27 protein-coding genes are annotated in these 25260 nt (G+C 54.9%); 15 read left to right on the plus strand and 12 right to left on the minus strand.

Features of this window, described 5'->3' with window-relative positions:
- Window positions 1-12: 12 nt before the first annotated feature.
- A complete protein-coding gene (locus IB237_RS07890; protein WP_246787819.1) occupies window positions 13-1794 on the plus strand; it encodes a DUF882 domain-containing protein in 1782 nt (593 codons plus the stop codon).
- Between the two features lie 127 nt (window positions 1795-1921).
- Here IB237_RS07890 and pyk read toward each other — a convergent pair whose 3' ends face one another.
- Together pyk and IB237_RS07900 are read right to left on the minus strand one after the other, a co-directional pair.
- Window positions 1922-3361, minus strand: a complete 1440-nt coding sequence (gene pyk / locus IB237_RS07895; RefSeq protein ID WP_192488106.1) for a pyruvate kinase — start codon at window positions 3359-3361, stop codon at window positions 1922-1924.
- On the minus strand, window positions 3361-3837 hold the full coding sequence (locus IB237_RS07900; RefSeq protein WP_246787748.1) for a DUF1036 domain-containing protein: 477 nt from the start codon (window positions 3835-3837) through the stop codon (window positions 3361-3363). Before IB237_RS07900 ends, pyk begins: the two co-directional genes overlap by 1 nt.
- A 204-nt stretch (window positions 3838-4041) precedes the next feature.
- Between IB237_RS07900 and IB237_RS07905 the strand changes: the two genes are divergently transcribed.
- From IB237_RS07905 to IB237_RS07915, 3 genes are all read left to right on the plus strand, one after another.
- Window positions 4042-4833 (plus strand): N-formylglutamate amidohydrolase, encoded by a 792-nt coding sequence (locus IB237_RS07905; protein WP_192488107.1) that lies wholly within the window; start codon window positions 4042-4044, stop codon window positions 4831-4833.
- A 17-nt stretch (window positions 4834-4850) separates the two neighbouring features.
- Window positions 4851-5156 (plus strand): DUF1244 domain-containing protein, encoded by a 306-nt coding sequence (locus IB237_RS07910; RefSeq protein ID WP_192488108.1) that lies wholly within the window; start codon window positions 4851-4853, stop codon window positions 5154-5156.
- A 158-nt stretch (window positions 5157-5314) separates the two neighbouring features.
- Window positions 5315-5569: a DUF2312 domain-containing protein gene (locus IB237_RS07915; RefSeq protein ID WP_192488109.1), complete on the plus strand. Its 255-nt coding sequence runs from the start codon at window positions 5315-5317 to the stop codon at window positions 5567-5569.
- Between the two features lie 104 nt (window positions 5570-5673).
- Here IB237_RS07915 and IB237_RS07920 read toward each other — a convergent pair whose 3' ends face one another.
- Window positions 5674-5850: a YdcH family protein gene (locus tag IB237_RS07920; RefSeq protein WP_192488110.1), complete on the minus strand. Its 177-nt coding sequence runs from the start codon at window positions 5848-5850 to the stop codon at window positions 5674-5676.
- Between the two features lie 234 nt (window positions 5851-6084).
- Here IB237_RS07920 and IB237_RS07925 point away from each other — a divergent pair, with 234 nt between their 5' ends.
- The 5 genes from IB237_RS07925 (at window position 6085) to IB237_RS07945 (ending at window position 8848) form a co-directional block, all read left to right on the plus strand.
- Window positions 6085-6288 carry a YdcH family protein gene (locus tag IB237_RS07925; RefSeq protein WP_192488111.1) on the plus strand — a complete coding sequence of 68 codons (204 nt, stop codon included), beginning with the start codon at window positions 6085-6087 and terminating at the stop codon, window positions 6286-6288.
- A gap of 16 nt (window positions 6289-6304) precedes the next feature.
- Complete coding sequence (gene purE / locus IB237_RS07930) at window positions 6305-6805, plus strand: 5-(carboxyamino)imidazole ribonucleotide mutase (protein ID WP_192488112.1); 501 nt, start codon at window positions 6305-6307, stop codon at window positions 6803-6805.
- Window positions 6802-7872, plus strand: a complete 1071-nt coding sequence (locus IB237_RS07935; protein ID WP_192488113.1) for a 5-(carboxyamino)imidazole ribonucleotide synthase — start codon at window positions 6802-6804, stop codon at window positions 7870-7872. Before purE ends, IB237_RS07935 begins: the two co-directional genes overlap by 4 nt.
- 144 nt (window positions 7873-8016) lie before the next feature.
- Complete coding sequence (gene ykgO, locus IB237_RS07940; RefSeq protein WP_003497670.1) at window positions 8017-8142, plus strand: type B 50S ribosomal protein L36; 126 nt, start codon at window positions 8017-8019, stop codon at window positions 8140-8142.
- A 103-nt stretch (window positions 8143-8245) separates the two neighbouring features.
- Window positions 8246-8848 carry a tetratricopeptide repeat protein gene (locus tag IB237_RS07945; RefSeq protein ID WP_192488114.1) on the plus strand — a complete coding sequence of 201 codons (603 nt, stop codon included), beginning with the start codon at window positions 8246-8248 and terminating at the stop codon, window positions 8846-8848.
- Window positions 8849-8873: 25 nt separating this feature from the next.
- Here IB237_RS07945 and IB237_RS07950 read toward each other — a convergent pair whose 3' ends face one another.
- Window positions 8874-9635 carry a sulfite exporter TauE/SafE family protein gene (locus tag IB237_RS07950; RefSeq protein ID WP_210323864.1) on the minus strand — a complete coding sequence of 254 codons (762 nt, stop codon included), beginning with the start codon at window positions 9633-9635 and terminating at the stop codon, window positions 8874-8876.
- 107 nt (window positions 9636-9742) lie between these two features.
- On the opposite strand from IB237_RS07950, the gene IB237_RS07955 reads away from it, so the two are divergent.
- The 5 genes from IB237_RS07955 (at window position 9743) to IB237_RS07975 (ending at window position 14716) form a co-directional block, all read left to right on the plus strand.
- A complete protein-coding gene (locus tag IB237_RS07955) occupies window positions 9743-10396 on the plus strand; it encodes a thiamine phosphate synthase (RefSeq protein WP_192488115.1) in 654 nt (217 codons plus the stop codon).
- A gap of 7 nt (window positions 10397-10403) precedes the next feature.
- Window positions 10404-11492: a tetratricopeptide repeat protein gene (locus IB237_RS07960; protein WP_246787750.1), complete on the plus strand. Its 1089-nt coding sequence runs from the start codon at window positions 10404-10406 to the stop codon at window positions 11490-11492.
- Window positions 11493-11634: 142 nt separating this feature from the next.
- A complete protein-coding gene (locus IB237_RS07965; protein ID WP_192488117.1) occupies window positions 11635-12435 on the plus strand; it encodes an inositol monophosphatase family protein in 801 nt (266 codons plus the stop codon).
- A 179-nt stretch (window positions 12436-12614) separates the two neighbouring features.
- Window positions 12615-13682 (plus strand): flagellar motor protein MotA, encoded by a 1068-nt coding sequence (locus IB237_RS07970; protein WP_192488118.1) that lies wholly within the window; start codon window positions 12615-12617, stop codon window positions 13680-13682.
- A 2-nt stretch (window positions 13683-13684) separates the two neighbouring features.
- Entirely contained in the window at window positions 13685-14716 is a 1032-nt protein-coding gene (locus tag IB237_RS07975; RefSeq protein WP_192488119.1) for a peptidoglycan -binding protein, read from the plus strand.
- A gap of 21 nt (window positions 14717-14737) precedes the next feature.
- Here the strand turns inward: IB237_RS07975 and IB237_RS07980 are convergent, their stop codons facing one another.
- The gene (locus IB237_RS07980; RefSeq protein ID WP_371815267.1) at window positions 14738-16531 is read right to left on the minus strand and encodes an ABC transporter transmembrane domain-containing protein; all 1794 of its coding nucleotides are present in this window, start codon (window positions 16529-16531) and stop codon (window positions 14738-14740) included.
- Window positions 16532-16784: 253 nt separating this feature from the next.
- Between IB237_RS07980 and rpmE the strand changes: the two genes are divergently transcribed.
- The gene (gene rpmE / locus IB237_RS07985) at window positions 16785-17006 is read left to right on the plus strand and encodes a 50S ribosomal protein L31 (RefSeq protein ID WP_192488120.1); all 222 of its coding nucleotides are present in this window, start codon (window positions 16785-16787) and stop codon (window positions 17004-17006) included.
- 177 nt (window positions 17007-17183) lie between these two features.
- Here rpmE and IB237_RS07990 read toward each other — a convergent pair whose 3' ends face one another.
- From IB237_RS07990 to IB237_RS08020, 7 genes are all read right to left on the minus strand, one after another.
- Window positions 17184-17699 carry a DUF1465 family protein gene (locus IB237_RS07990; protein ID WP_192488121.1) on the minus strand — a complete coding sequence of 172 codons (516 nt, stop codon included), beginning with the start codon at window positions 17697-17699 and terminating at the stop codon, window positions 17184-17186.
- Window positions 17700-18059: 360 nt separating this feature from the next.
- Window positions 18060-18251 (minus strand): DUF1192 domain-containing protein, encoded by a 192-nt coding sequence (locus IB237_RS07995; RefSeq protein ID WP_192488122.1) that lies wholly within the window; start codon window positions 18249-18251, stop codon window positions 18060-18062.
- The gene (locus IB237_RS08000) at window positions 18248-19525 is read right to left on the minus strand and encodes an MFS transporter (RefSeq protein ID WP_192488123.1); all 1278 of its coding nucleotides are present in this window, start codon (window positions 19523-19525) and stop codon (window positions 18248-18250) included. Before IB237_RS08000 ends, IB237_RS07995 begins: the two co-directional genes overlap by 4 nt.
- A 397-nt stretch (window positions 19526-19922) precedes the next feature.
- A complete protein-coding gene (locus tag IB237_RS08005) occupies window positions 19923-20402 on the minus strand; it encodes a 2TM domain-containing protein (RefSeq protein ID WP_192488124.1) in 480 nt (159 codons plus the stop codon).
- 227 nt (window positions 20403-20629) lie between these two features.
- Entirely contained in the window at window positions 20630-21655 is a 1026-nt protein-coding gene (locus tag IB237_RS08010; protein WP_192488125.1) for a class I fructose-bisphosphate aldolase, read from the minus strand.
- A gap of 191 nt (window positions 21656-21846) precedes the next feature.
- Window positions 21847-23046, minus strand: coding sequence for a phosphoglycerate kinase (pgk, locus tag IB237_RS08015; RefSeq protein ID WP_192488126.1), 1200 nt, complete (start codon window positions 23044-23046; stop codon window positions 21847-21849).
- 108 nt (window positions 23047-23154) lie between these two features.
- The gene (locus IB237_RS08020) at window positions 23155-24963 is read right to left on the minus strand and encodes a potassium/proton antiporter (protein ID WP_192488127.1); all 1809 of its coding nucleotides are present in this window, start codon (window positions 24961-24963) and stop codon (window positions 23155-23157) included.
- Between the last annotated feature and the right edge of the window lie 297 nt (window positions 24964-25260).

The raw sequence follows: 25260 nt of genomic DNA on the forward strand, positions 1-25260 counted from the left end.
ATCGCCCTGGTTATGGCTGCTCTGATGTCATTGCCTGCATTGTCCTTGTCTGCTGCTCCGGCGGCAGCCGAGACCCGTAGCCTCAAGCTGTATTACATCCATACGAAAGAGAAGGCGGTTATCACCTTCAAGCGTAATGGAAAGTATGATCAGAAGGGTCTCCAGGAGCTTAACCGTTTCCTCCGCGACTGGCGTCGTAACCAGCCAACCAAGATGGATCCGAGACTTTTTGACCTTGTTTGGGAAGTCTATCAGCGCAGTGGCGCGACTGAATATATCAATGTTGTGTCCGCGTTCCGCTCGCCAGAGACCAATGGCATGCTGCGGTCGCGCACCAAGGGTGTTGCAAAGAACAGCCAGCACACGCTTGGCAAGGCCATGGACTTTTATATTCCTGGTGTAAAACTTTCCCGTCTTCGTGAAGTCGCCATGCAGATGCAGATCGGCGGCGTGGGCTTCTATCCAACCTCCGGTTCTCCTTTCGTGCATCTTGATGTCGGCAGCGTTCGCGCCTGGCCACGCATGAGCCGTCAGGATCTCGTGCGCATTTTCCCGAAGGGCAATACTATTCACCTGCCTGCCGATGGTAAGCCATTGCCGGGTTATGATCAGGCATTGGCCGACTACAAGCGTCGTGTCAGCTCGTCGTCCGTTCAGGTGGCAAGCACTGCCGGTGCCGGTCCGACATCATCCTCCGGTGGCAAGAAGAGAACTCTGTTGTCTGCGCTGTTTGGCGGAGGTGGCGACGAGGATGAAGATGCAGAAAGCATTGCAGCACCAGCACCTGAAGAGCGTCCCGCTCCTGTTGTGCGGGCGCAGCAGCCTGTTGCTGTAGCAAGCGCAGAACCGCCTCCGGGCGTTAATATCGATGCTCCGCTTCCGCTTTCGCGTCCTTCGCTGAACACCCAGCAGGCCAATACCGGTCTTGCAACGGCGCTCTATTCTCCGACACGGAATGCGGCGCAAGAAGCTTTGCAGGCCGCACTTCCGGCAACGCCGACACCTGCGAACCCACAGTTTGCAGATCTGGGCGACTACAAAATCCCGGTTCCGACCCTGCTTGGACCGCGTGGTATGCGTGGCGATGCTGAAAATGGTGTGATGACAGCTGCTGTTGATCCGCAGGCGTCTGGCGAACCCAATATCATGGCGCCAATTCCGTCTCACCGTCCTGCAAGTGTCGAATCGCTGATTGCCGTGGCTGATGCAGATACTGAAGCACAGGCAGACGAGGCCGAGCAGAAAGAAGCTGTTCTTTCGCCGATCGTGGTTGCTGCGCTTGAGCGTAGCGGTCAGAGTGCACGCGATAGCATACAGTCTGCGTCCGCACCGGTTCCAGCCACGCCTGCTGCGAAAGATAATGTTGCTGACCTGATCCACAACCAGAAGCCAGCGCAGGCAAAGCAGCAGGTTGCTTCGATTGCTCCTGCCGCCGCAGCGCAGGCTACCAAGCCAACCGCTGCGCAGTTTGGTGATGCTTTCGATGTGAAGGGCACGGCCGATAATGGTCTGCGTGCCGGATTGCCTGCCAAGGGTGGCCGTCCAAGCAAGCAGGAAGCTGCGATCTCCGAGCAGGCGATGACCGGTGGTGGTCGCTTGACCCAGGACCTGATTTCCGGCTGGGCGCTCAACAAGACCAAGGGTGAGGCTCCGCGTAACGTGAAGGCTCCACGTGTTGTCAGCAACCGTATTCTGAATAACGAGATGACAGCTTCGAATGCTTCTTCCGGCTTCAAGCAGGGTGCCGCAGCAATCGACTCCAGCCGCTTCAGCACGCCGACCAGAATGCCGTAACGCATAAAGCCGTCCCATTAAAAAAGCCCGCTGATCGTGTCAGCGGGCTTTTTTGTTGTCTGGTTGATTGGGCTTTTTAAAACAGGCGGCATGCTCGATAGATCAGGAGTATGCCGCAACTGTTGTGTTAGACGCCGCTCTGGCCGTCGGAGCCGATGTAGGCGATACGGACCATGTTGGTTGCGCCAGGCGTGCCAAGCGGTACACCTGCGGAGATGATAATACGGTCGCCCGGATTACCGAAGCCTTCCGACACAACGATCCGGCAGGCGCGGTTGACCATGTCATCCAGATTGTCTGCGTCGCCAGTGACCACGCAGTGCAGACCCCAGACAACCGACAGACGGCGCGCCGTCTGAATGACCGGAGACAGGGCGATGATCGGAACCTGTGGACGTTCACGGGCCGCACGCAAGCCGGTCGTGCCTGAGGACGTGTAGGTAACGATAGCCGACAGTTTCAGTGTTTCAGCGATCTGGCGGGCAGCAAGCGAAATCGCATCGGCACCGGTTGCTTCCGGCTGGGCGCGCTGCGCATAGATGATGCCGGAATAATGCGGATCGAGTTCAACCGTGCTGGCAATCGACGCCATGGTCGAAACCGCTTCAACAGGATAATCACCCGAGGCTGATTCGGCCGAAAGCATGATGGCATCTGCGCCTTCGAACACGGCTGTTGCAACGTCGGAGACTTCCGCACGGGTCGGGACCGGTGCGGTGATCATCGATTCCAGCATCTGTGTTGCCACAACAACCGGCTTGCCGGCGCGGCGACATGCGCGAATGAGCTGCTTTTGCAGGCCAGGCACAGTTTCTAGTGGCATTTCAACGCCAAGGTCACCACGGGCAACCATCAGAGCGTCAGACAGCTCGATGATTTCTTCGATTCGCTCAATAGCCTGCGGCTTTTCGATCTTCGACATCAGGCCAACGCGACCACGGGCAATCTTGCGAACTTCTGCAAGGTCTTCCGGGCGCTGCACGAAGGACAGGGCAACCCAGTCAATTTCATTGGTCGCCAGAACCGCATCAAGGTCCACACGGTCCTTGTCGGTCAACACGCCAACGCCGAGCAGTGTGTCGGGAAGGCTGATGCCCTTGCGGTCAGAAATCTTGGTGCCAGCGACAACCGTGGCAACGATGCTCTTGCCATCGCACTTTTCAGCGCGCAGGTGCAGCTTGCCGTCATCGATCAGCAGGCGGTCGCCTGGCTTCACGGCTTCGAGGATTTCAGGATGCGGCAGGAACACTCGGTTCTTGTCGCCTGGCTCCTCGTTGCTATCCAGTGTGAAGGTCTGTCCCGGTACGAGATCAACCTTGGTATCGGCAAATTTGCCAACGCGCAGTTTTGGTCCCTGCAAATCGGCGAGAATGCCAATCGGGCGGCCATTACGGCTTTCGACCGAGCGAATGCGCGCCACGAGCGTACGCATGAGTTCATGGCTTGCATGGCTCATGTTAATGCGGAAGAGGTCTGCGCCAGCAAGGTGCAGCTTTTCGATCATGGCTTCTTCGCCGGAAGCCGGACCAAGTGTTGCAAGAATTTTGACTTTGCGGTTACGCCTCATCAGTGCTGACTTTCCTGTGTGCCGGGCGTATCCGAAAGCTGGACCATCCAGCTTCCTTGGCGCCCCGTATCATATTCCTTGAAACCCATGCGCTGGAAACTGCGAGCGTAGCAATCGTCGATGCCTGCAATCTTGAACTCGTTTTCAGCCACGCACATGTTGACATCGCCAGTCCAGCGACCACCGCGTGCAGCATCTTCCGCATAAAGATAATAATATCGTGATTGCAACTCGCCCTCGATCAACGTGGCGCATGTAGAGGCCGGAACCTGCCACCATCCTTCACTGACCCAACCCGCTTCGGCGCGATATCCGATAGCCACGCCAACGAGGTTCTGTGTGCTGTTGCAAACACGGAAATCTGCTTTTGCAGGCGCTGCGAACAGGAACGGAGCGACCAGAAGGGCGCCAATGGCAGGTGTTGCGGCGCTGAGCCGGGCAGGTACTCGAAGGAGAGAGGAGATGGTTTTGCGCATGGCTTCCCTCCGGTTTCCATAGTTATTCATGATACACTTTCTTGGCGCGACGGGCGGCGAATGTCAACGCAAGTCTAATCGATTATATTCGGTGTGTGTCTGCATTCTGATGGCAGTTGAGAGCTGGCACTCCCGTTTGGCTTGCGCTGTTGGGCCAGCCATGTCATCAAACGCGCTCCCACGAATGCTTTCAAGAAATTGACGATGCAAGACTTCCCCGCATTTGAAATCCTAGATGGTGATTATGACAAAGGCATGGTTCTAATAGCGGACCATGCCATGAACACTGTTCCTCTACAGTATAATCAGCTTGGCTTACCAGAGAGTGCATTTTCACGACATATTGCTTTTGACATTGGTATTGAGGGCTTGACCCGGTCCCTGTCAAAGAAGCTAGGCGTGCCTGCGGTCATGAGCCGCTTTTCCCGACTGCTGATTGATCCCAATCGTGGTGAGGACGATCCGACGCTGATCATGAAAATTTCCGATGGCGCCATCATTCCCGGTAACCATCCGATTTCGGATGAAGAGTGGAACCGGCGTATCGAGACCTACCACCGTCCGTACCATAACGCTGTCGACAGGGTTCTCAGTCAGGCAAAACTGGCGACTGGCAAGGCGCCGCTGGTGTTTTCGCTGCATTCCTACACGCCGTTCTGGAAACAGACGCCACGCCCATGGCATGCTGCGGTGTTGTGGGACACAGATTATCGCGCGGTTCACCCGCTTCTGGACGCGCTGCGTTTGCCCGGCGATATTCTGGTTGGCGACAACGAACCCTATGATGGTGCGCTTAAAGGTGACTGCATGTATCAGCACTGCATGAGCAAGGGTCTTGCGCATGCGCTGTTGGAGGTGCGCCAGGATCTGATCGCGGATGAGGCGGGAATTACCTCATGGTCTGACAGGCTTGCTCCTATTTTTGCCGCAATGAACAGCGATCCGGCGTTGCACGAATACCAGCTATTCCAATCCCGGACCGGACCTTATGCCTGAAAAGGGGGAGTGACGTTTTGACCACACCGGACGACAGACAGCAGATTGAATTTGAAGCGGCCGCTTTCCGCAGGCTCGTTCAACATTTGCGTGAAAGAACCGATGTGCAAAACATCGATATGATGAACCTGGCCGGGTTCTGCCGTAACTGCCTTTCAAACTGGTACCGCGATGCCGCAACAGATGCCGGCGTCGAGATCAGCAAGGACGAAGCCAGGGAAATCGTCTACGGCATGCCTTACGAGGACTGGAAAAACCAGCACCAGCATGAGGCGTCAGATGCGCAAAAATCAGCATTTGAAATAAATAAGCCAAAGGAATGAAGGTTCGCGCTGTCGAACAGGCTTGACGCGGGCGTTTCCAGTCGGCAGTTCACAGCGGGAAAAAATTGGTGCCATGTTCTGGACGTCGTTCCATTGACATGTGCCGGATGAAACATGCCCGATCGGGCTCAATAACAGACAAGATGAAGGAATTCACGATGGATGAGACCAGCACAACAGAAACCGTAGCCGCTGCCGAGCTGCGCCAGTTCATCGAGCGGATCGAGCGCCTTGAAGAAGAAAAAGCGGCTATCCAGGGCGACATCAAGGACGTGATGGGCGAAGCCAAGGGCCGCGGTTACGACACCAAGGCCATCCGCACCATTATCCGCCTTCGCAAGAAGGACGCCAATGAGCGTCTGGAAGAAGAATCCATTCTGCAGACCTACATGGCTGCCCTTGGCATGGAATAAGTGTCCTTCAACGGGCAATAAAAAACTGGCCGTCTCCTGCGAGACGGCCAGTTCTTTTTACACTTCAGCTTCCTGTCGCTCATTGGCGCCGCGGAAGCATATTTTTAATGACGTGTATCTTTTTTGAGTTTTTGCAATTCATCCTTCAGGCGAAGTTTGCGTCGCTTTAGTTCCGAAATCTCATGGTCATTCGATGACGGGGAAGCAAGAATACTTTCGAGCTCGTCCTCAAGAGCTCCGTGTTTCTTTTCGAGCGATGCGATATGAGCCTGTATGGTCATGCTGCACGTCCTTCCTTCTTTTGTGACCTACTTCCAGCACTCCACTGCTGGAGTTTCAGGTTTACGAAACTAATGTGACACGGATTGTTAGGATTGTCGAAGGCGAAATCAGGGCAACATCTGGGCAATTTGGTCGCAATGGATAACTTCCCGTTACCGGCATTTGGTGGTAGAGGCAGGTCAGCGAATGTCAGAACACCGGCAAAGCCGGGATCATAGAGTGGGGATGCAGAAATGCCCGATCAGTCACAGGCAGATATCAGATTGGCATTGGCGCGATTGCGGCAGGAACATGAAGATTACGACGTCGCCATCAATGCGATGATCCAGACCAATTGCGATGCCTTGCGTGTTCAGCGGATGAAGAAGAAAAAACTGGTGGTTAAGGATCAGATGAGTCAGATCGAAGACCAGATCATTCCCGACATTATTGCCTGACAGGGAGCCGGTAAGCATGACGACAGAAACGCCACCAGTCGCAATCATCATGGGCAGCCAGTCGGATTGGGAGACCATGAAGAACGCTGCCGACACACTGGATGCCCTGGATATTGAATATGAGGCGCGAATTATCTCTGCGCATCGCACGCCTGAACGGTTGTTCAGTTTTGCAACAGGCGCACGTGATGAAGGCTTCAAGATAATTATTGCAGGTGCCGGTGGTGCTGCACATTTGCCGGGCATGGCCGCTGCAATGACCTCTTTGCCGGTTTTTGGCGTTCCGGTGCAGTCCAAAACCATGTCCGGACAGGACAGTCTTTATTCGATCGTTCAGATGCCCGCCGGCATTCCTGTCGGCACACTGGCCATTGGCAAGGCCGGCGCAGTGAACGCTGCGCTGCTGGCAGCTGCGGTTCTGGCGCTGTCTGACGAAGATCTTGCAGACCGGCTGGATGCATGGCGTGCCCGCCAGACGGCTTCGGTTGCTGAGTACCCGATGGACAATCCTCAATGAATATTTTGACCATCGGCATTATTGGCGGTGGCCAGCTTGGCCGTATGCTGGCCATGGCTGCTGCCCGTTTGAACTTCAAAACCATTGTTCTTGAACCACAGGCCGATTGTCCGGCGGCGCAGGTTTGCAACCGCCAGATCGTGGCGGCGTATGATAACGCCGCAGCGCTGGCGGAACTTGCTTCGCTTTGCGATATCGTCACCTACGAATTCGAAAACGTGCCGGTCGGTGCCGCTGAAGAACTGGCACGGACAGTTGCAGTTTACCCGCCGCCGAAGGCGCTCAGCGTTTCGCAGGATCGTCTGGTCGAAAAAACATTCATCAATGGCTGTGGAATCAGAACCGCTGATTTCCGCGCTGTCGATAGCCAGTCTGATCTGGAGAAGGCGCTTTCCGAATTTTCCGGCAAGGGCGTGTTGAAGACCCGCCGGTTTGGTTACGACGGCAAGGGACAGAAGCTGTTCCGTGGCGAAAGTGCTGACGGCGCGTTTGATGCGTTGGGTGGGGGTGCACTGATTCTCGAAAGCCTTGTGAATTTCGAGCGTGAGATTTCCGTCATTGCGGCCCGTTTCCAGGATGGTTCGGTGGTTTGTTACGACCCTGCCGAAAATGTTCATCTGAACGGCATCTTGCACACCTCGACCGTTCCGGCCTCCATTTCCGAATCGACTGCCAGTCAAGCGGTTGATGCTGCAGGCAAAATTCTTGGCGCTCTGGACTATATCGGCATTATCGGCATCGAGTTCTTTGTGTTGCCTGACGGCTCTCTCGTAGCCAATGAGATTGCGCCACGTGTCCACAATACCGGCCACTGGACAGAAGCTGCCTGTGCAGTTTCGCAATTTGAGCAGCATATTCGCGCCATAAGCGCGCTGCCTGCTGCTGATTCCCGACGTCATTCCGACTGCGTTATGACCAATCTGATTGGTGATGATGTGGATGCCGTGCCGCAATGGCTCGGCAAAAGTGATTGCGTCTTGCACCTTTATGGTAAGTCGGAAGCCCGTGCAGGCCGCAAGATGGGGCATGTTACGGAACTGAAAGGTGCTGTAAAACAACGCTCCTGAACTGGAAACACGGCTTTGCGTGTTGACAGGGCGGGGGCGACAGGGTATTTGCCTGCCAACCGAAAAGAGCGCGCCTCGTTGCGCGTTTTTGATTGTTAGATACCACGCGAGACAGAATGTCTCGCAGAACTGCGGACCAGTAAAATGAAGATCAAGAATTCGCTTAAAGCGCTTAAGGCCCGTCACCGCGATAACCGCCTGGTTCGCCGCAAGGGCCGCGTATACATCATCAACAAGCAGAACCCACGCTTCAAGGCTCGTCAGGGCTGATTGCTGCGAGGTTGATCCGTCCTTGTCAAACAGGCCGGTTCACATTGTTGATACTGCATAAATTATGATTTGATATTCGGCGCGACGGGATTACCATATCCCAATGCGCCGATTTCATTTTTACAGCCTATTTGTCCTTCCTGCGGTTTTTGTAACCGCGCTTGGTTCTGTTTCCTTTGCGCAGGACGTTGCTCCCGCAACTGTCGCGCCACAGCAGGACAGTGTTTCCCAGACAGTCGATTCGCTTTTTGATGGTTTGAAAAAAGAGCGTAATGCCGACAAAGGCAAAAGCATCGCTATGCAGATCGTGGGGGAATGGGCTGATTCTGAAAGCCCAACAGTCAATCTTCTCACGCAGTGGGCCGCTGAAGCGGTCGAAGACAAGCGCAAATCTGCCGCCTATGATTTTCTCGATCAGGCCATTCTACTTGAGCCTGAATATTTTGAGGCGATTTTTGCACGCGCCCAGCTGCATCTCGCCGATGGTGATACCAAAAAGGCGATGGCGGATATCAACAGGGTTCTGAGTGATGAGCCACGGCATTTTCTGGCTCTGGCCAGCATGGCAGAGATTCTCGAGGCATCAGGCCGTGATGAGTTGGCGATAAAGGCGTGGGAACGATATCTGGATATCTATCCGTCCAATCGCGAAGCGCAAAAAGAACTTCAGGACCTCTCGGAAAAGTTGGCTGGCCAGCGCAGCTGAGGGCGCAGCCTCCTGCAGGCTGTTGTTAAACCGGCAGGCTATCCCATAGAAGCTTTAAGGCGGCGCAGAGCGCCATGCCATACATCAGCGGATAAAATATCTGTGGTTTGAGGTATTTGACGACCCTTGCGCCAGCAAGTGTTGCAATAAGTGCAACAGGTAGAAGGCTGGCTGAGGCGGTGAGATTGGTGCTGTCCAGTCCGCCAAGTGCAAAATACGGGATCAGTTTGACAGCATTCATGATCGCGAAGAACCGCACACTCATGCCAGTATAGATCTTGGGGTCGAGTTTCAGGGGCAGCACATAGATCTGGAATGGCGGGCCGCCAGCATGGGCCACAAAGCTGGCATATCCCGACAGGGTTGAGAAGATGGAAGCCAGAATGCGGTTTTGCGGTTTGGGTGGTGTAGTTTGTCCCGGCTTTGATTTCCAGCTGTCATAGAAATACCGCAGCACAAACAGAATGGTTATGATGGCAATCAGCAGGCGCAAGGCATCCGGCGGAATGATGGCGGCGGTTGCCCAACCAATTGCGATGCCAACCATGGCACCGGGGAGCAGAAGAAGAAGTGTCTGGCGATGGTTGAAGTGCCGCCACGACCATAGCGCCACCATATCCATGACGATCAAAATAGGGAGAAAGACCGCCGCGGCCTGTACCGGTGGCATGACAAGTGCCATAAGCGGCACGCCCATCAAGGCCAAGGCGCCACCCAATCCACCCTTCGATAATCCAACCAAAGCGACGGCTGGAATCGCTGCGGCGAAGAAATACATATCAAGCATGATGAAAAGGGTGGGTTGATCCTGATTTCTGTCCGGTTTATCGGATTTAGGAAATAAAAACGAGTGCGGATTTTAAACGGCTGCACGTTTCCGGAATGGATGACCTTATGAGTGTACATGACGACCGCTGCCGCCTCGTTCTGATCCTGAACGACAATACTGATGCCGAAGCGCAAAAAACCGCGCTGACAGAGGCCCTGCGCGGTGGTGACGTGGCCTCGGTCATCGTGCCGCAATATGCGCAGCCTGAGGGCGCGTTTCAGAAATTTGCCGAAATATTGGTGCCGGTCATTCAGGGCGCAGGTGCTGCGGCGCTGATCGCCGGTGACACCCGTATTGCTGGCCGTGCCAAGGCGGATGGTTTGCATATCAATGGGCCGGTGGCCGATGTCGCTGAAGCTGTGGAAAAATTCACGCCGAAGATGATTGTCGGCGGTGGCAACGCGGACGACCGCCACAAGGCGCTGGAAATTGGTGAGCCGGGCCCAGACTATATTTTCTTTGGCAAATTTGACGGCGATATCAAGCCGGAAGCCCATCCGAAAAATCTGGCGCTTGCAGAATGGTGGGCATCCATGATTGAAATTCCATGCATGGTCATGGGTGGCACTGATACGGCGTCTGCGGCTGCTGTCGCAGAAACTGGCGCAGAGTTTGTGGCAATGGGCCGGGCGGTTTTTGAGCACGCCGCAGGACCTGCTCAGGCGGTTGCTGAAATCAATGCCTTGCTTGACGAAAAAGCGCCACGGTTTGAAGATTGATAGGGGCATGTATCGAAAGTTTTCATCTCGGTTTCTGACCGGCATAGTTGCATCGACCCTGCTTATAGCCGGCGGTGGCGAGGCGTTTTCCCAATCCGCGCCGGATGCGGTTTCGCGTCCGCTGGAAAAGGACGCCGATGTCATCCGCAAGGGCAGGGTGGATGCGCCGGAAGGTGATGGCATCCAGCCGTCGCAGGGCGTAACGCTTTTTGACCGTATGGGGGCTGATCTGCCGCCACTGCCGCCCGAGAAAGAATTCAAGGGCAAGATTGACGAAGCTTACGGCGCTTTCCAGCGCGGTGAATATGTAACGGCACTGGACAAGGCGCTGACCCGCGCACAGGCCGGTGATGCTGCGGCACAAACACTGGTCGCTGAAATGATGTCACGGGGGCTTGGCATTGCCAGTGACCCGAAGACCGCAGCCTTCTGGTATGGTCAGGCGGCCAATGGTGGCGACCCTGCTGCGATGTTCCAGTATGCGCTGCTGTTGATGCAAGGCAGGAACGTTACCCGTGACAAGGCGAAAGCCGACGAGTTCATGAGAAAGGCAGCGGATGCTGGCAATGCATCGGCGCAGTTCAATTGGGCGCAGATCCTTGTTTCGGAAAACCCTGGCGCAAAAGGTCTGTCGGAGGCTTTGCCCTATTATGAAAAATCCGCTGAGCAGGGCGTTGCCGATGCGCAATATGCCGTCGCCCAGATTTACGTCTCGGTTAGCGACATAGGCCCAGAAAAGAGGGCGCAAGCGCGTGACTGGATGCTGCGTGCCGCAAAGGCCGGCTTTGATACCGCACAACTTGATATGGGTGTGTGGCTGGTAAATGGCGTTGGTGGTCCGCGTGACTACAATGAGGGTTATAACTGGATGCAGCGTGCCGCCTTGAAAGGCAATGTTGCCGCCCAGAACAAGTTGTCGCACCTTTATATTCAGGCACTTGGCACACGGCCGGACCCGGTTGAAGCGGCGAAGTGGTATGTGCTGTCACGGCGTGCCGGAATGAAGGATCTGGCGCTCGAGGACTTTTATCTTGGCCTCACCGATGAGCAGCAGAAACAGGCAATTGATGCGGCAAACAAGTTCCGGCGCAGCTGAACTATTGCCCTTTCTTGCCTTTACCCTTGAATTTCCGGTCATTTTGTGGTCTTGAACCCCAAATCTTTCAATCAGCATTCATAACCGTCTGCTCCGGCCCTTGTATGTGGCTAGGTTCGGCTCGGCTTTCAGGGAAATTGTAATGGCCCGTTCTGCCCTTCTTAATGTCATGGTTCAGGCCGCTCTCAAGGCGGGTAAATCGCTATCGCGCGATTTCGGCGAAGTGCAGAACCTTCAGGTCTCTGTTAAAGGCCCAGGCGATTTCGTATCGCAGGCCGATCTCAAGGCCGAAAAAATCGTTCGTGACGAACTGTTGAAGGCACGCCCCACCTATGACTTTCTGGGTGAAGAAGGCGGCGAAGAAAAAGGTACCGATGGCGCGCACCGCTGGATCGTTGATCCGCTGGATGGCACCACCAACTTCCTGCATGGTATCCCGCAGTTTGCAGTATCGATCGCGTTGGAGCGCAACGGTGAGATTGTTGCCGGTGTAATTTTCAATCCGGCAACCGACGAGCTGTTCACCGCAGAGCGTGGCGGTGGTGCATTCCTTAATGACCGTCGTATTCGCGTTGCTGCCCGCAAGACCCTGCCGGATTGCGTCATTGCCTGCGGCGTGCCGCATCTGGGCCGTGGCAACCATGGCAAGTTCCTGGTCGAACTGCGTCACGTCATGGGCGAAGTCTCCGGCATTCGCCGTATGGGCGCTGCAGCGCTTGACCTGGCCTATGTTGCAGCCGGTCGCGTTGACGGCTTCTGGGAAGCCAACCTTTCCCCATGGGATATTGCGGCCGGTATCGTGCTGATTCGTGAAGCTGGCGGTTTTGTCAGCGACATGAAGGGCACACAGGACATGTTCACCTCGTCCACCGTGGTGGCTGGTAACGAATATATCCACAAGGCACTTGTCGAGGTCGTCAACCGTCCGGTTCCCGCGAAGTAAGCCTTTACAGGGTCTGATTACTGCAAGATGCTCGCCAATGGCCTTAGTGCTGCTGGCGGGCATTTTCGTTTGGCTGCCTTTATTCCGCTCAGACGGCTTGAGCATTGCCGCTTTCCACTTCAATTCGTCGCATTTTTCCACTAGCTTCGCCAACACTGTAGCCGAAGGGAATGGGTATTATGGCGAATACTGAAATGCTCGATATGGGGGTCGAGAGGCCGGTTAAGCACGGCCTTGAGTATCGGTTATCCAGCCCCACGCCGTTTCTTTGGACGATGTTCATTTTCCTCATCATCGTTGGTTTCCTGGCTGCCATTCTCTATCGGCAGGCACATCAGGCGTTCATGACCAATCCGGGTCTTAACGGCTTCATCCTGGGCGTGCTGCTGATCGGTATCATTCTGGTGTTTACGCAGATCTTGAGCCTGCGGCCGGAAGTCCGCTGGTTCAACGCCTTTCAGGCGACGGGCAGCGTCGACAAGGCCGGCCGCATTCCGAAGCTTTTGGCGCCTATGCACGCGCTGATCGGGCGCAGGGGCGACATCACACTGTCGCCCGTCATCCAGCGGTCCATTCTCGATTCCATTGCTACCCGTCTGGATGAAACACGTGATACATCGCGTTATCTGATCGGCCTTCTGGTGTTTCTCGGTCTGCTTGGCACGTTCTGGGGTCTGATTGGCACGATTGGATCGATTAGTAACGTCATTCAGTCGCTGGACCCGAATGCGGGGGACGCCAATGACGTTCTGTCGTCGCTGAAATCAGGTTTGACAGCACCGCTATCCGGCATGGGCACGGCGTTCTCGTCATCGCTTTTAGGTCTGTCCGGCTCGCTCATTCTCGGTTTCCTCGACCTGCAGGCCGGCAGGGCACAAAACCGCTTTTACACTGATCTTGAAAACTGGCTTTCAACGGTAACGGATACCGGTTCCGAAGCAGCGTCGTCGCCTGCTCAGATAAAGAAAGAGCTGCTGCAGATTGCGCAGTATCTTTCGAAATCATCGCAGGGCGATAATGCTTCCGGCGAACGCTCGCTGGCTGCGCTGTCCAATCTGGCGGAAGGTGTGCAGGGCCTGGTCAAGACCATGCGGAGCGAACAGCAAATGCTGCGCGACTGGATGGAAGCACAGCAGGATGAGGCCAAGGCGCTGCGGCGAACGCTGGATCGGCTGACCGCACGCGTCAACGCTGATCTCAATGCCTCTGCGGCGGCTGACAGGCCTAGTGACGGCGGGAGCAAATAAACATGGCTCTTGCTCGCAACCGTCGCCGTGAGCGGGGTGTGGACTATTGGCCTGGCTTTGTGGATGCCTTGTCCACACTGTTGTTGGCCATCATGTTCCTGCTTACCGTTTTCGTGCTGGCACAATTTGTGCTGTCGCGCGAAATCACTGGCCGGGATGAAGTTCTTACCCGTCTCAACAACCAGATATCTGAGCTGACCGAACTTTTAGCCCTTGAACAGGGCAACAAGCAGGACATTGAAGACACGCTGGCCAATCTGCAGTCCACCCTTGCTGTTTCCGAGCAGGAGAGAACCCGGTTGCAGGCCTTGCTGGATGCCGGTACGGGCAGCAGTTCTGCTGCTAACTCGCGGATCGGCGCGCTGACAGGTGAATTGGATGCGGAGAAGCAGGTCAGTGCGCGGGCTGCGAGCCAGATCGAACTTCTCAACCAGCAAATCGCAGCGCTGAGAGCTCAGATTGCGTCTGTTGAGACAGCGCTTCAGGCATCGGAGGCCAAGGACGCGTCTTCACAGGTGCGGATTGCTGATCTTGGACGGCGCCTCAATGTGGCGCTGGCGCAGCGTGTGCAGGAGCTTAACCGCTATCGCTCCGACTTTTTTGGACGCTTGCGTGAAATTCTGTCCGATCGCGAGAATATCCGCATTGTCGGCGACCGTTTTGTGTTCCAGTCGGAAGTACTGTTTCCTTCCGGGGGCAATGATCTCAATCCGGCAGGACAGGCTGAAATGGAAAAGCTGGCCATGGCGCTGATCGATCTCGCAAAGGAAATTCCAGCCGAGATCAATTGGGTTCTGCGCGTCGATGGTCACACAGACAATGTGCCGCTGGCTGGCACTGGCCGGTTTGCAGATAACTGGGAGCTTTCGTCTGCCCGCGCGACCTCGGTGGTCAAATTCCTGATCTCAAAGGGTGTACCAGCCAACCGTCTGGTTGCGGCGGGCTTCGGTGAATATCAGCCGATTGCCGAAGGCGAGACGCCGGAAGCACGTTCGCAGAACCGGCGCATCGAACTGAAACTGACAGAGAGATAAAAAGAGGAGTGTGGCAGAGGATTACTCTGCCACCTCGATATGGGTCACTTCGCTGGTCTGGAATTGCAGACGCGCCAGCTTGGCATAAAGCCCGCCGTGATTGATCAGGCTCTGGTGGGTGCCTTCTTCAACCAGCTTGCCGTCCTCCAATACCAGAATACGATCTGCTTTCAGGACGGTGGAAAGTCGGTGCGCGATGACGATTGTCGTGCGCTGCTGCATCAAACCGTCCAAGGCTTTCTGCACGAGTGTTTCGCTTTCTGCATCCAGCGCCGACGTAGCCTCGTCGAGCAGCAAAATCGGGGCGTTGCGCAGGATGGCGCGGGCAATCGCTATACGCTGTCTTTGGCCGCCTGAAAGGGTAATGCCACGCTCGCCAAGCTGCGTGTCATACCCGTTTTCCAGCTTGCTGATGAAATTGTCGGCCTGTGCGGCGACGGCTGCTGCACGCACCTGTTCACGGCTTGCAGTTGGCATACCAAAAGCAATGTTGTCGTGGATTGAGGTGGTGAAGATGGTCACTTCCTGCGGCACGATGGCAATACGGGAGCGAAGATCCTGGGGTGAGGTCGTGCGAATATCTGTCCCGTCAATCACGATGCGGCCGAATGCTGGATCGTAGAAACGCAGGAGCAGCGAGAAGATGGTGCTTTTACCGGCGCCTGACGGACCGACGATGGCAACCGTTTCACCCGGTGCAACGTGGAAAGACAGGTCGCGCAGGATTTCCTTGGTGGCATAACCGAAGCTGACATTTTCAAATGCGGCGTCACCTCGGGCCGGCGTTGGCATGACGCTTGCCGTCTGCGGCGCACGCACGGCTGGAACTTCCTGCATCAGTTCGGACAGGCGCTCTGCGGCACCACCGGCTTGCGACAATTCACCCCAGACCTCGGACAATTGGCCAAGCGCACTGGCCGCAATGACAGAATAAAGTACGAATTGGCCAAGGGTACCGGCCGACATGGTGCCGTTCAGCACGCTATGGGCACCGTACCAGAGAATGGCGACAACACTGCCAAATACCATGGCAATGGCAAAACCGGTCAGGCCCGAACGGGCGCTGATCGAAGAGCGTGCGTCTCGATAGGCGCTTTCGACGGCTGCGCCGTATTTTGAAGTTGCAACCGATTCGGCATTAAAGGCTTGAATGGTGCGGGCAGCACCAATGGTTTCCGTTGCAAAGGCGGATGAGGCGGCCAGTGTGTCCTGCGTGGCGCGCGAGCGTTTGCGAACAGAACGACCAAAGGCAATCAGCGGGAACACGATAAGTGGTATGGCACAAAGCGCCAGACCGGACAGGCCGGGGCTGGTGTAAACCATCATTGCCACGCCACCCAAACAGAGCAGGGTGTTGCGTAGCGCCTGCGAAGCTGCAGAACCGAACGCGGATTTGATCAGCGTGGTGTCGGCAGTCAGGCGTGAGGTCAGTTCACCGGAATGGTTGATATCAAAAAACGCAGGCGAAAGTGTCGTGATATGATTGAAAACGTCCTTGCGGACATCCGCGACAACCCGCTCACCAATGGCGGAGACGTAATAATAGCGCATGGCACTGGCGACAGCGAGAACGATGGCAAGTCCGAACAGCATGCCAAAATAGTTGTTGATCATGGCGCCATCGGCATTTTCGAAGCCGTGGTCCATGATGCGGCGAACGGCAAGTGGCAGGGCCAGTGTGGTCAGCGCTGAAAGAACAAGTGCGAACAGGGCTGCTGCGACCATGCCGCGGTAACGCTTCATGTAAGGCAGCAGGCTGGCAAGCGGTTTCAGACCCTTGCGCCGTGCTGATTTCTGTTCCTGCGTCGCTTCCACGTAACCACTCCTGCTACCTGTTTTGCCTCACAACCGCCGTCTGTGTTTGCTTTTTGCAAACAGGTCGTTTTTTGGCACTTTCACCACTTAGCGATAGATCGCCAGGCACTTGTTATCTGGACGACCTTCATGTATAGGCACGGCATCGAATTGGGAAGCCGTGGAATAAATGTGCTGCGGTTCCATTTATTGAATTGGCTCCGTTGACGCAATTGCGGCAAATGGACCGCAGTCACACAGCAGGAAGATTGTCATGAAGGCTGAAATCCATCCCGACTATCACGTGATCAAAGTGGTCATGACTGATGGCACCGAATACGAAACACGTTCCACTTGGGGCAGCGAAGGCGCGGTCATGAACCTCGAAATCGACCCTAAGTCCCATCCAGCATGGACCGGTGGTAACCAGCAGCTCGTTGACCGTGCTGGCCGCGTTTCCAAGTTCAACAAGCGTTTTGGTGGCCTCGGCCTCTAATCCGTTTGGATTTGAATACAAAAAGCCCTCGAACATCGTTCGGGGGCTTTTTGTTTGTGATGTAATAGGGGGGTGCATGAGACGCTATGTCTCAGGTGTTGGTATTGCCTCTGATGTCAAATACAAAAAAAGCAGGCTACGCGCCTGCTTTTTTCATGACATGTGGTGTGACGCAGATCAGTTGTTCACGAAGGCCGTACGCAGCAGGTTAAGCTGGGCTTGAACGCTGTTTTCATTGTCCGGCACCTTCGCGGCTTCTGCAGGACGGTAGATTTCGCGATCAAGCAGGGCAACGCGATTCTGGAGGCGCAGCGAACGTTCCACGATATCGCGGAATGATTCTGGCAGGTCATTCCAGCCTGGTGCGTTACGATCAACGTTGAAGCTGTCGAGGCGAACCTTGCTCTTTTCGTTCAGAACCTGGTCACGGCTCATTTCACCATTGTTGACGGCGCGTTGCAGAAGAAGCCAAGACGCCATCTGCATGAGACGGGTTGTCAGGCGCATGGATTCTGCTGCGTAGAGCACGGAGGCCATGCGCGGCAGCACCTTGGACGCTGCGCGTCCGGCGCCGTCGAGATAGGACGCTGTTTCCTCAACCAGCGTCATGCCCTCGGCATAAAGAGTCTTGAACTGGTTGGATGCTGCGGCATGCCCCGCAAAGCTGATAGTATTCAAAACCTGTTCTGACATTTCTTAATATCCCTGCTCACGCATCACTTTTGTCAGGTAATAGAATCCGTAAATCTTAATACGGTTCCCTTTTTTCTGCTTTTGAGGATGATACCAATAACTCAAATGCGCAAGTTGATTATTAAAGAAGGGTTAATACCCACAGTTTTGATGGCCAAAGCGGACCATAAAAAAAGAGCCGCAAAAGCGGCTCTCAAGGTAAAACAGGGAGAAAAATCAGACCAATTCGCCAGTTGGAGAAGCTGCCTGAAATCCAGAAGCTCTGGATAGGTATAGTTATCTCTCAAAAAGGTTTATAAAGTCTTAATGGTAAACGAATGACTGATCCAAAAATCAACGTTTACGGATTTTTCTCCATATTTATGAACGGAAGAAGTTCTCGGCGGCGAGCCGTCCTGCTGACTTTTTCTTCTTCTCTTCTTCCAGACGTTCAATCTCTTCCTGAAGTAACTTTACACGGTAGCTGAGTTCATCCACCGAGAGCAGCGTGAGGTCACAGCCGATTTCATGGGCTGCAAGCCTCTTGGGGCGATCGTCATCCGACATACTCATATTCCGGCTCCTTTATCGACGTCGTCATCGTTAGATTGGGCGGCGCGTGGGTCAAGTACGGCACTTTCCGGCGTTGCCAGCGCAGAGGTAACGGCTGGCATGGTCGAAAAGTTGTCCTTCTCCTTTGTGGTCAGCGCTGCACGTTTCTTGCTTCTGAACATCGCATAGGCGGTGATGAGAAGGTGAGAGACTGCTGTGACCAGAAACAGTTCGTAGGGTCCGACTGCGGTCATGATCGGGCCGCCAATCGTTGGTCCGATAATCGTGCCGATGCCGAAAAGCAGCAGCAGGCCGCCAGAGACTTTGACGAAATCTTCAGGCGACGCGTAATCGTTGGCGTGTGCAACGGCGATTGGGTAAAGCGCGTTTGCAGCGGCACCATAGATGGCGATCATGCTGATCAGGACATAGACGTTGGATGGCTGGAACAGCGCCACGGCAAGGCCTGCAAAGGCCGCGAGGGCTGAAAGACCGGCCAGCACATAACGACGGTCAATTCTGTCAGAGAGGCGTCCTGCCGGAAACTGGGCAATGGCACCGGCAAAGATCGTGACGCTGACCATGACAGCGATCATGGTTGGTTCTAATCCCGCACGGGAGGCAAAGACAGCGCCCAGTGTACCATAGGCACCGTTGGCGATGCCGATCATCAATATGCCAACGCATGAGACCGGTGAGTTTTTATAGAGGGCAGGCAGGTCCAACCGTACCGTCTGCAACGGTTTGGGGCTTTCTGCTTTGGACAAGGTCGCGGGCAAAATGGCGATGCAGTAGACAATGCCGCAAATCATGAACAGCGAGGTGTTGCTGATATCACCAATTGGCACCAGCAACTGACCGCCCACTACACCCATCAAGGTGATGGCGATATACAGCGAAAAGATCGTGCCACGGCTTTCATTGGTGGCGCGTTCATTCAGCCAGCTTTCGATGATCATCGAGGTGCCAGCGGTGCAGAAACCGGTAATGGCGCGCAGAACAATCCACCATACGTCGTCAATGATCAGGCCGGTGGTCAGAACCGTAAGGCATATCAGCGCAAGAAATGTATCAAAGGCCCGAACGTGGCCTACTCTGCGGACAATATTTGGCGCAATGAAACAGCCAATCACAAAACCTGCAGCCCAGGATGTGCCGAGAAAGCCAAGGATTTCGTTGGAATAACCTTCTTCTGCGCCGCGAAGGGGCAGGATAAGACCTTGAAGACCATTGCCTAAAAACAAAAACAGAGTGCTGGATAAAAGTGCGAATACGGGTAGAAGATTTCTGCTCATAGCAACACTCTCATTTTTTCCGCTCGTCGTTATCGCGTTTGTCTTTGATGAAGGGTAGGTGAAAGAGATACTGCACTTTCCCTGCTGCACGTCAAAGATGTCCACCCTGTGACGGGATATGGATAAAGACAAAAGGTTTATGCGATGACAAAAGCGATAGGTCTTTTTTTGCTTTTGGCAATGTTGGTGCAGATCATCAGGCCGCTTGGATATCCGGGCCTGAAAAAGCGTAGCGACTGCTGGAAGATTGCTGTCGCAGCCTTCGTCATCTGGTCAATTGTTTTGTTGATCAGGCCGTAACGGGCCGCTCTCCTGCCTATTGAAGGCAGGAAAGCGAATTGCAAAATGCAATCTTCGTTATGGACCAGCCATCGCGTCGGACTTTTCCGATTGTCGATTAAAGCTTACGCCCAAGGTGATTTTCGACCTGTTTCTTTTCCCAGTCTGCATTCAGGAAGGGAATTAGTTCAAAGGTCCTGAGGGCATGGGACGCAAGCGCAATACCCCAGCCGAGAGCAGGCCAGATCACCCAGAAATATCCGGGGTTTGTAAGTATGTTGATCACGCTCAGTACGCACAGAACGACGACATATTGAATGAGGTGCAGGTAGAATTTCTTGATGCGGCGAACCTTGGCAAAGGCAATCGCTTCCTCAGCCTCGGTGTGATTTGCGACATAATTCGGCATTTCGGCTTCCTTCTGATCTGTCAGTTGGGACAAATCGACTTCGAAGACTGCTGCCAGAGTATTCATGGTTTCGAGGCTGGCGGGCTGGCCGCGCTCCAACCGTTGAATGGTTCGTGTGCTCAACCCGCTTATGGTTGCCAATTGCTCCTGTGACCATCCGCGCTGAAGCCTGAGTTTCTGTATCAGCACTGTCTCTCCAAGTTCGACGGCGGATTAATGCGCAAATTTCCGGGCCGTCGCCACGTCAGGCACACGACTGTCGTGTTGCTGTCAGGTGGGCGGTAGCGAGGCTACAGGACCCTGGCTATTTGATAACGCCTTTCCGTGCATATTGCCATTTCCAGCCTCAAGGGTCCTGCATGGCAACAAAAAAGCCGCCCGGAGGGCGGCTTTGATGGTTTGGAAACATGCCTCTATCAGGCTGCCTTTTCCAGTTCCTTTTTCCAGCTGCCGGTGGCGGCAAGGCTGTTCATTTCTGCACGGTGCGTGAAAGCGCGCTGGCCAGCAGCCACGTTTTCTGACTTGCCGGCCCAGGTCTTGAGTGCGGTGTCCTGCAAGGCGCGACCATAAGAGTATGTCAGGCCCCAAGGCAGGTCGTAACCGGAGTTCATGGCCGACAGGTGCGCCGTTGCTTCTTCCGAAGACTGGCCGCCGGAGAGGAAAGCAATGCCCGGTACCAGAGCCGGTACGGTTGCCTTGAGAACCTTGACGGTCTTCTCCGCAACTTCTTCAACGCCTGCCTTGCGTGCTTTCTTGCCGTCGATGACCATGTTCGGCTTGAGGATCATGCCTTCAAGATTGACGCGGGCGTCAAACAGGTCTGCAAACACAGTCTGCAGAACCCACTGGGTTACTTCAGCGCAACGATCGATGTCGTGAGTGCCAGGTTCACCGTCCATCAGCACTTCCGGCTCGACGATCGGAACGATGTCGGCCTGCTGGCAGAGAGCTGCATAACGTGCGAGCGACTGGGAGTTGGCCTTGATCGAACCCCAGCTCGGACGCGCTTCACCAATAGTGATAACGCCGCGCCATTTGGCAAAACGTGCACCAGCCTCGTGATATTTGCGCAGGCGCTCATACAGGTTGTCTAGGCCTTCGGTGATGAATTCGTGCGGGTGGTAAGCCATTGGCTTGGCACCGATATCAACCTTGATACCTGGAATGCTGCCAGCAGCTTTGATCAGGTCTACGAAAGGCGTGCCATCGGCAGCTTTCTGGTAGAGGGTTTCTTCGTAAAGGATAACGCCAGAGATGTACTTCTTCATGGCATCATCGGAACGGAACAGCATCTCGCGGTAGTCGCGACGGCTGGTTTCCGTGGATTCAAGATTGATGGTGTCAAATCTCTTTTTGATTGTGGATGTGGATTCGTCGGCAGCCAGGATACCCTTGCCGTCGGCAACCATTTTAATTGCGATGTCTTCAAGGCGTTCGGTCATTGCTATTCTCCCAAGGCACAATGTTTTCGCGATAACAGATGTTTACGACGAGGAAAATGGCACGCTAACTCATTGAAACGATTGAAATCATTTCAATCGTTTGAAAGTTGTTGGCCCATTGTACACCCAAAAAGAAAAAGCCGGACAAAAGATTTTGCCCGGCTGCAAAAGTATCAAATGATAGGTTGATCTCAGGCCTTGCTGAGCACCGCAACGCCTGGAAGAATCTTGCCTTCCATCCATTCGAGGAACGCGCCGCCGGCAGTCGACACATAGGTGAAGTCGTCTGCAGCGCCAGCGTGGTTGAGGGCAGCTACGGTGTCGCCACCGCCTGCAACCGACACCAACTTGCCGGACTTGGTGCATTCAGCAGCATGTTTGGCGGCTGCAACGGTTGCCGTGTCGAATGGAGCGATTTCAAATGCGCCAAGCGGGCCATTCCAGACCAGTGTTTCAGCGCGGGAAATCCATGCCTTGATGCTTTCGACGGATTTCGGACCAACGTCCAGAACCATCGCATCTTCAGGAATTGCGTTGATGTCGACAGTTTCGTTGGCAGCATTGGCCTTAAACTCGCGGGCAACTACGCCATCTTCCGGCAGAACGATTGCGCAGCCAGAGCTTGCTGCTTCAATCATGATCTGCTTGGCGGTCGCGGCCAGGTCATGTTCGCACAGCGACTTGCCGACATTGGTGCCGCGAGCTGCAATGAAGGTGTTGGCCATGCCGCCACCAATCACCAGAGCGTCTACCTTTTTGACAAGGTTCATCAGCAGGTCGATCTTGCTGGAAACCTTGGCGCCGCCAACGATGGCAACAACCGGACGCGACGGCTTGCCGAGTCCCTTTTCCAATGCTTCAAGCTCGGCCTGCATGGTGCGGCCGGCATAGGATGGCAGGTGGTGGGCAAGGCCTTCGGTCGAAGCGTGCGCACGGTGCGCCGCCGAAAACGCGTCGTTGACGTAGATGTCGCCGTTTTTGGCAAGTGCCTCAACAAATGCCGGGTCGTTCTTTTCTTCCCCCTTGTGGAAGCGGGTATTTTCCAGAAGCAGGATGTCGCCATTTGCCATTTTGCCAACGGCTTCGGCTGCGGCATCGCCAATACAATCGTCACCAAATTGAACAGGCTTGCCAAGAACGTCCTGCACGGCTGGCACGATCAGGCTCAGCGACATGTCGGCGACCGGCTCACCCTTCGGACGACCGAAATGCGCAAGCAGAATAACTTTGGCACCTTTGTTCGACAGCTCGAGAATGGTCGGTGCAACGCGCTCAATGCGGGTAGCATCCGTTACTTTGCCGTCGGCAACCGGTACGTTGAGATCGACGCGTACAAGAACGCGTTTTCCCGAAATGTCGTTCAGATCGTCAAGGGTCTTAAAGGCGGGCATGTGTCGGTCCTGATCTATGCGTTGTGGAAAAATATTGCCGGACCATACTATGACTGCTTTTGGACGCAAGCGGTTCAAGTGTCATTTTTGATACTGCCGCCAAACATCCTAGGAACCTTTCACCTCACGACTGGCAAAGTGGGTTTGGACGCGGTGGATGATTTCGCGAAGATTGATGAAAACCGGCAGGTGCGTGGCCGGTTCTACCGGCTCAAGCGACAATCCAACACTCGATATGGCGTTGTTTTCATCGAGATTGCGAACGATCAGGACGATTGAACCCAGACGAATACGGTCGGCATATTCTGCCTTGCCGCCAAGGCGGCTTTCAATCAGTTCGACAATGGTCATCGACTGCTCAGAGGTTGCCAACAGATCCGGCCCATAGGACGTGTCGAGGTCGCGGGCAAAGCCGGTGGGCGAGATCGAGAATGTTCCAAAAAAATCGGCATCATCTGGAGCAACCGGAATGCGGCTGGCAAACAGTCTGTCGAGCAGTCGGGAGTAGCCAGGGGCAACGAACAGATAGATCTGGTCATTTTCCCGTAGCCGACCTGCATATTGGTAACGGATGGACTTGCCATCGCGGATGACCAGCGACGGCATTGCCCAGCGTGGAATGCGTTCTCCGTGCAGCACAGGGCTTTCTTTTGTCACACGGTATGAAATCAGTTCATGATTGGCTGTACCGGGCAAATCGACCTCCAGCTTGTCGACCTCGCCCATGCGTGGCGGCACGATCAGTCCGAGACGCATGGCAACGGGTTTGATGGTCCAACCTTGCAGCATCAGAGACACAAGAACGATGATGAAGGCGGCATTGAAGAATATCTGGCCGTTTTCCAGCCCGCCTAGGATCGGCATGATGGCAAGCAGGATGGAAACCGCACCACGCAGGCCAACCCAGGCGATGAAGGAGGTTTCCTGCTGCGTATAATTGAACGGCATCAGGCTCAGCCACACCGCCAGCGGGCGGGCAATTAAGATCAGGAACAAGGCCAAGAGTATGGCTGGTACGATGATGGCGGGAAATTGCGACGGCGTGGCCAGAAGTCCGAGCATCAGGAACATGATGATCTGTGAAAGCCAGGTCATGCCTTCGTGGAAGCGCCGGATCGCATGTTTGGCGAAAATCTTGCGATTGCCGGCCACGATGCCGGCGACGTAGACGGCAAGGAAGCCGCTGCCGCCAATCGTGCCGGTGAATGAAAATACCAGCATCGCCAGTGCCAGGACAAAGATCGGTGCCAGCCCGCGATCCACTGCAAAACGATTGACGATGGCAACGATCATGTAACCGCCGGCAAGACCGACCAGCACGCCGAGGCCCATTTCTTCGATGAACAGCAGGAGGATGCTGCTATCGAGACCGGACATGCCGCGACCGCTGGAAATAACCTCAACCAGTATAAGCGTCAGGAAGATGGCCATGGGATCGTTTGTGCCGGATTCGACTTCCAGTGTGGAGCGGACCTGATCGCGAATATGAATGCCGCCAATGCGCAGCAGGAAAAACACCGCTGCGGCATCCGTGGAAGCAACGATGGCGCCGAGTAAAAGCCCTTCAATCCATGAGAGACCCAGCAGCAGTGAGGCCGCCCCGGCGAAAAAGATTGCCGTCAGCACCACGCCGACGGAGGCAAGGGTTATTGCGGGGGCTGCCGATAGCTTGAAGGATTGCAGGTTGGTTCCAAAACCTGAGTCGAACAGAATGACGGCAAGCGCCACAGACCCGAGCATGTAGGCGAGCGGGTTGTTTTCGAAGTGAATGCCCAGCCCATCTGATCCAGCGAGAAGACCGATCAGCAGGAAGAGAAGCAGCAAGGGCGCGCCGAAGCGGAAAGCAATGAGACTGGAAAACGCAGCGACAAGAACAAGAACGGTTGCTGCTAAAAGAAGAATATAAAATGATTCCAATGCCCTAATCCTTCAGCAGTGCTGTGTCATCAGGCATGCCGTGCACGTCAGCAGTCAATGCGCCACGGGTTGGACGGCCTTCTGACCGCAGGGTTTACTGGTCAAGGCAGGGCAAGGCGGGGTGTATCGATTGATACGGGCAGGGCATGAAGCACATGATGCGCAACCAATCCCTGCTTTCGTTTTTCCGCAGCAAAATGGACCACAGCAAGGCAGGAAGACGGAAAGTTAGTGTCTATTTCGCAAAAAATTTGCACTGCAATAAATTTATGTTTGCAGGGCTGTCGAAGCGTGAGT

The organism is Agrobacterium sp. AGB01 (assembly GCF_014851585.1).
In the GTDB taxonomy this organism is placed as follows: Bacteria; Pseudomonadota; Alphaproteobacteria; order Rhizobiales; family Rhizobiaceae; genus Agrobacterium.

Excerpts from the sequence above, each read along its gene's own strand:
- IB237_RS07890 (WP_246787819.1), top strand. The coding sequence starts at position 13 with ATGGCTGCTCTGATGTCATTGCCTGCATTGTCCTTGTCTGCTGCTCCG.
- pyk (WP_192488106.1), bottom strand. The coding sequence starts at position 3,361 with ATGAGGCGTAACCGCAAAGTCAAAATTCTTGCAACACTTGGTCCGGCT.
- IB237_RS07900 (WP_246787748.1), bottom strand. The coding sequence starts at position 3,837 with ATGCGCAAAACCATCTCCTCTCTCCTTCGAGTACCTGCCCGGCTCAGC.
- IB237_RS07905 (WP_192488107.1), top strand. The coding sequence starts at position 4,042 with ATGCAAGACTTCCCCGCATTTGAAATCCTAGATGGTGATTATGACAAA.
- IB237_RS07915 (WP_192488109.1), top strand. The coding sequence starts at position 5,315 with ATGGATGAGACCAGCACAACAGAAACCGTAGCCGCTGCCGAGCTGCGC.
- IB237_RS07920 (WP_192488110.1), bottom strand. The coding sequence starts at position 5,850 with ATGACCATACAGGCTCATATCGCATCGCTCGAAAAGAAACACGGAGCT.
- IB237_RS07925 (WP_192488111.1), top strand. The coding sequence starts at position 6,085 with ATGCCCGATCAGTCACAGGCAGATATCAGATTGGCATTGGCGCGATTG.
- purE (WP_192488112.1), top strand. The coding sequence starts at position 6,305 with ATGACGACAGAAACGCCACCAGTCGCAATCATCATGGGCAGCCAGTCG.
- IB237_RS07935 (WP_192488113.1), top strand. The coding sequence starts at position 6,802 with ATGAATATTTTGACCATCGGCATTATTGGCGGTGGCCAGCTTGGCCGT.
- ykgO (WP_003497670.1), top strand. The coding sequence starts at position 8,017 with ATGAAGATCAAGAATTCGCTTAAAGCGCTTAAGGCCCGTCACCGCGAT.
- IB237_RS07945 (WP_192488114.1), top strand. The coding sequence starts at position 8,246 with ATGCGCCGATTTCATTTTTACAGCCTATTTGTCCTTCCTGCGGTTTTT.
- IB237_RS07950 (WP_210323864.1), bottom strand. The coding sequence starts at position 9,635 with ATGCTTGATATGTATTTCTTCGCCGCAGCGATTCCAGCCGTCGCTTTG.
- IB237_RS07955 (WP_192488115.1), top strand. The coding sequence starts at position 9,743 with ATGAGTGTACATGACGACCGCTGCCGCCTCGTTCTGATCCTGAACGAC.
- IB237_RS07960 (WP_246787750.1), top strand. The coding sequence starts at position 10,404 with ATGTATCGAAAGTTTTCATCTCGGTTTCTGACCGGCATAGTTGCATCG.
- IB237_RS07965 (WP_192488117.1), top strand. The coding sequence starts at position 11,635 with ATGGCCCGTTCTGCCCTTCTTAATGTCATGGTTCAGGCCGCTCTCAAG.
- IB237_RS07970 (WP_192488118.1), top strand. The coding sequence starts at position 12,615 with ATGGCGAATACTGAAATGCTCGATATGGGGGTCGAGAGGCCGGTTAAG.
- IB237_RS07975 (WP_192488119.1), top strand. The coding sequence starts at position 13,685 with ATGGCTCTTGCTCGCAACCGTCGCCGTGAGCGGGGTGTGGACTATTGG.
- rpmE (WP_192488120.1), top strand. The coding sequence starts at position 16,785 with ATGAAGGCTGAAATCCATCCCGACTATCACGTGATCAAAGTGGTCATG.
- IB237_RS07990 (WP_192488121.1), bottom strand. The coding sequence starts at position 17,699 with ATGTCAGAACAGGTTTTGAATACTATCAGCTTTGCGGGGCATGCCGCA.
- IB237_RS07995 (WP_192488122.1), bottom strand. The coding sequence starts at position 18,251 with ATGAGTATGTCGGATGACGATCGCCCCAAGAGGCTTGCAGCCCATGAA.
- IB237_RS08000 (WP_192488123.1), bottom strand. The coding sequence starts at position 19,525 with ATGAGCAGAAATCTTCTACCCGTATTCGCACTTTTATCCAGCACTCTG.
- IB237_RS08010 (WP_192488125.1), bottom strand. The coding sequence starts at position 21,655 with ATGACCGAACGCCTTGAAGACATCGCAATTAAAATGGTTGCCGACGGC.
- pgk (WP_192488126.1), bottom strand. The coding sequence starts at position 23,046 with ATGCCCGCCTTTAAGACCCTTGACGATCTGAACGACATTTCGGGAAAA.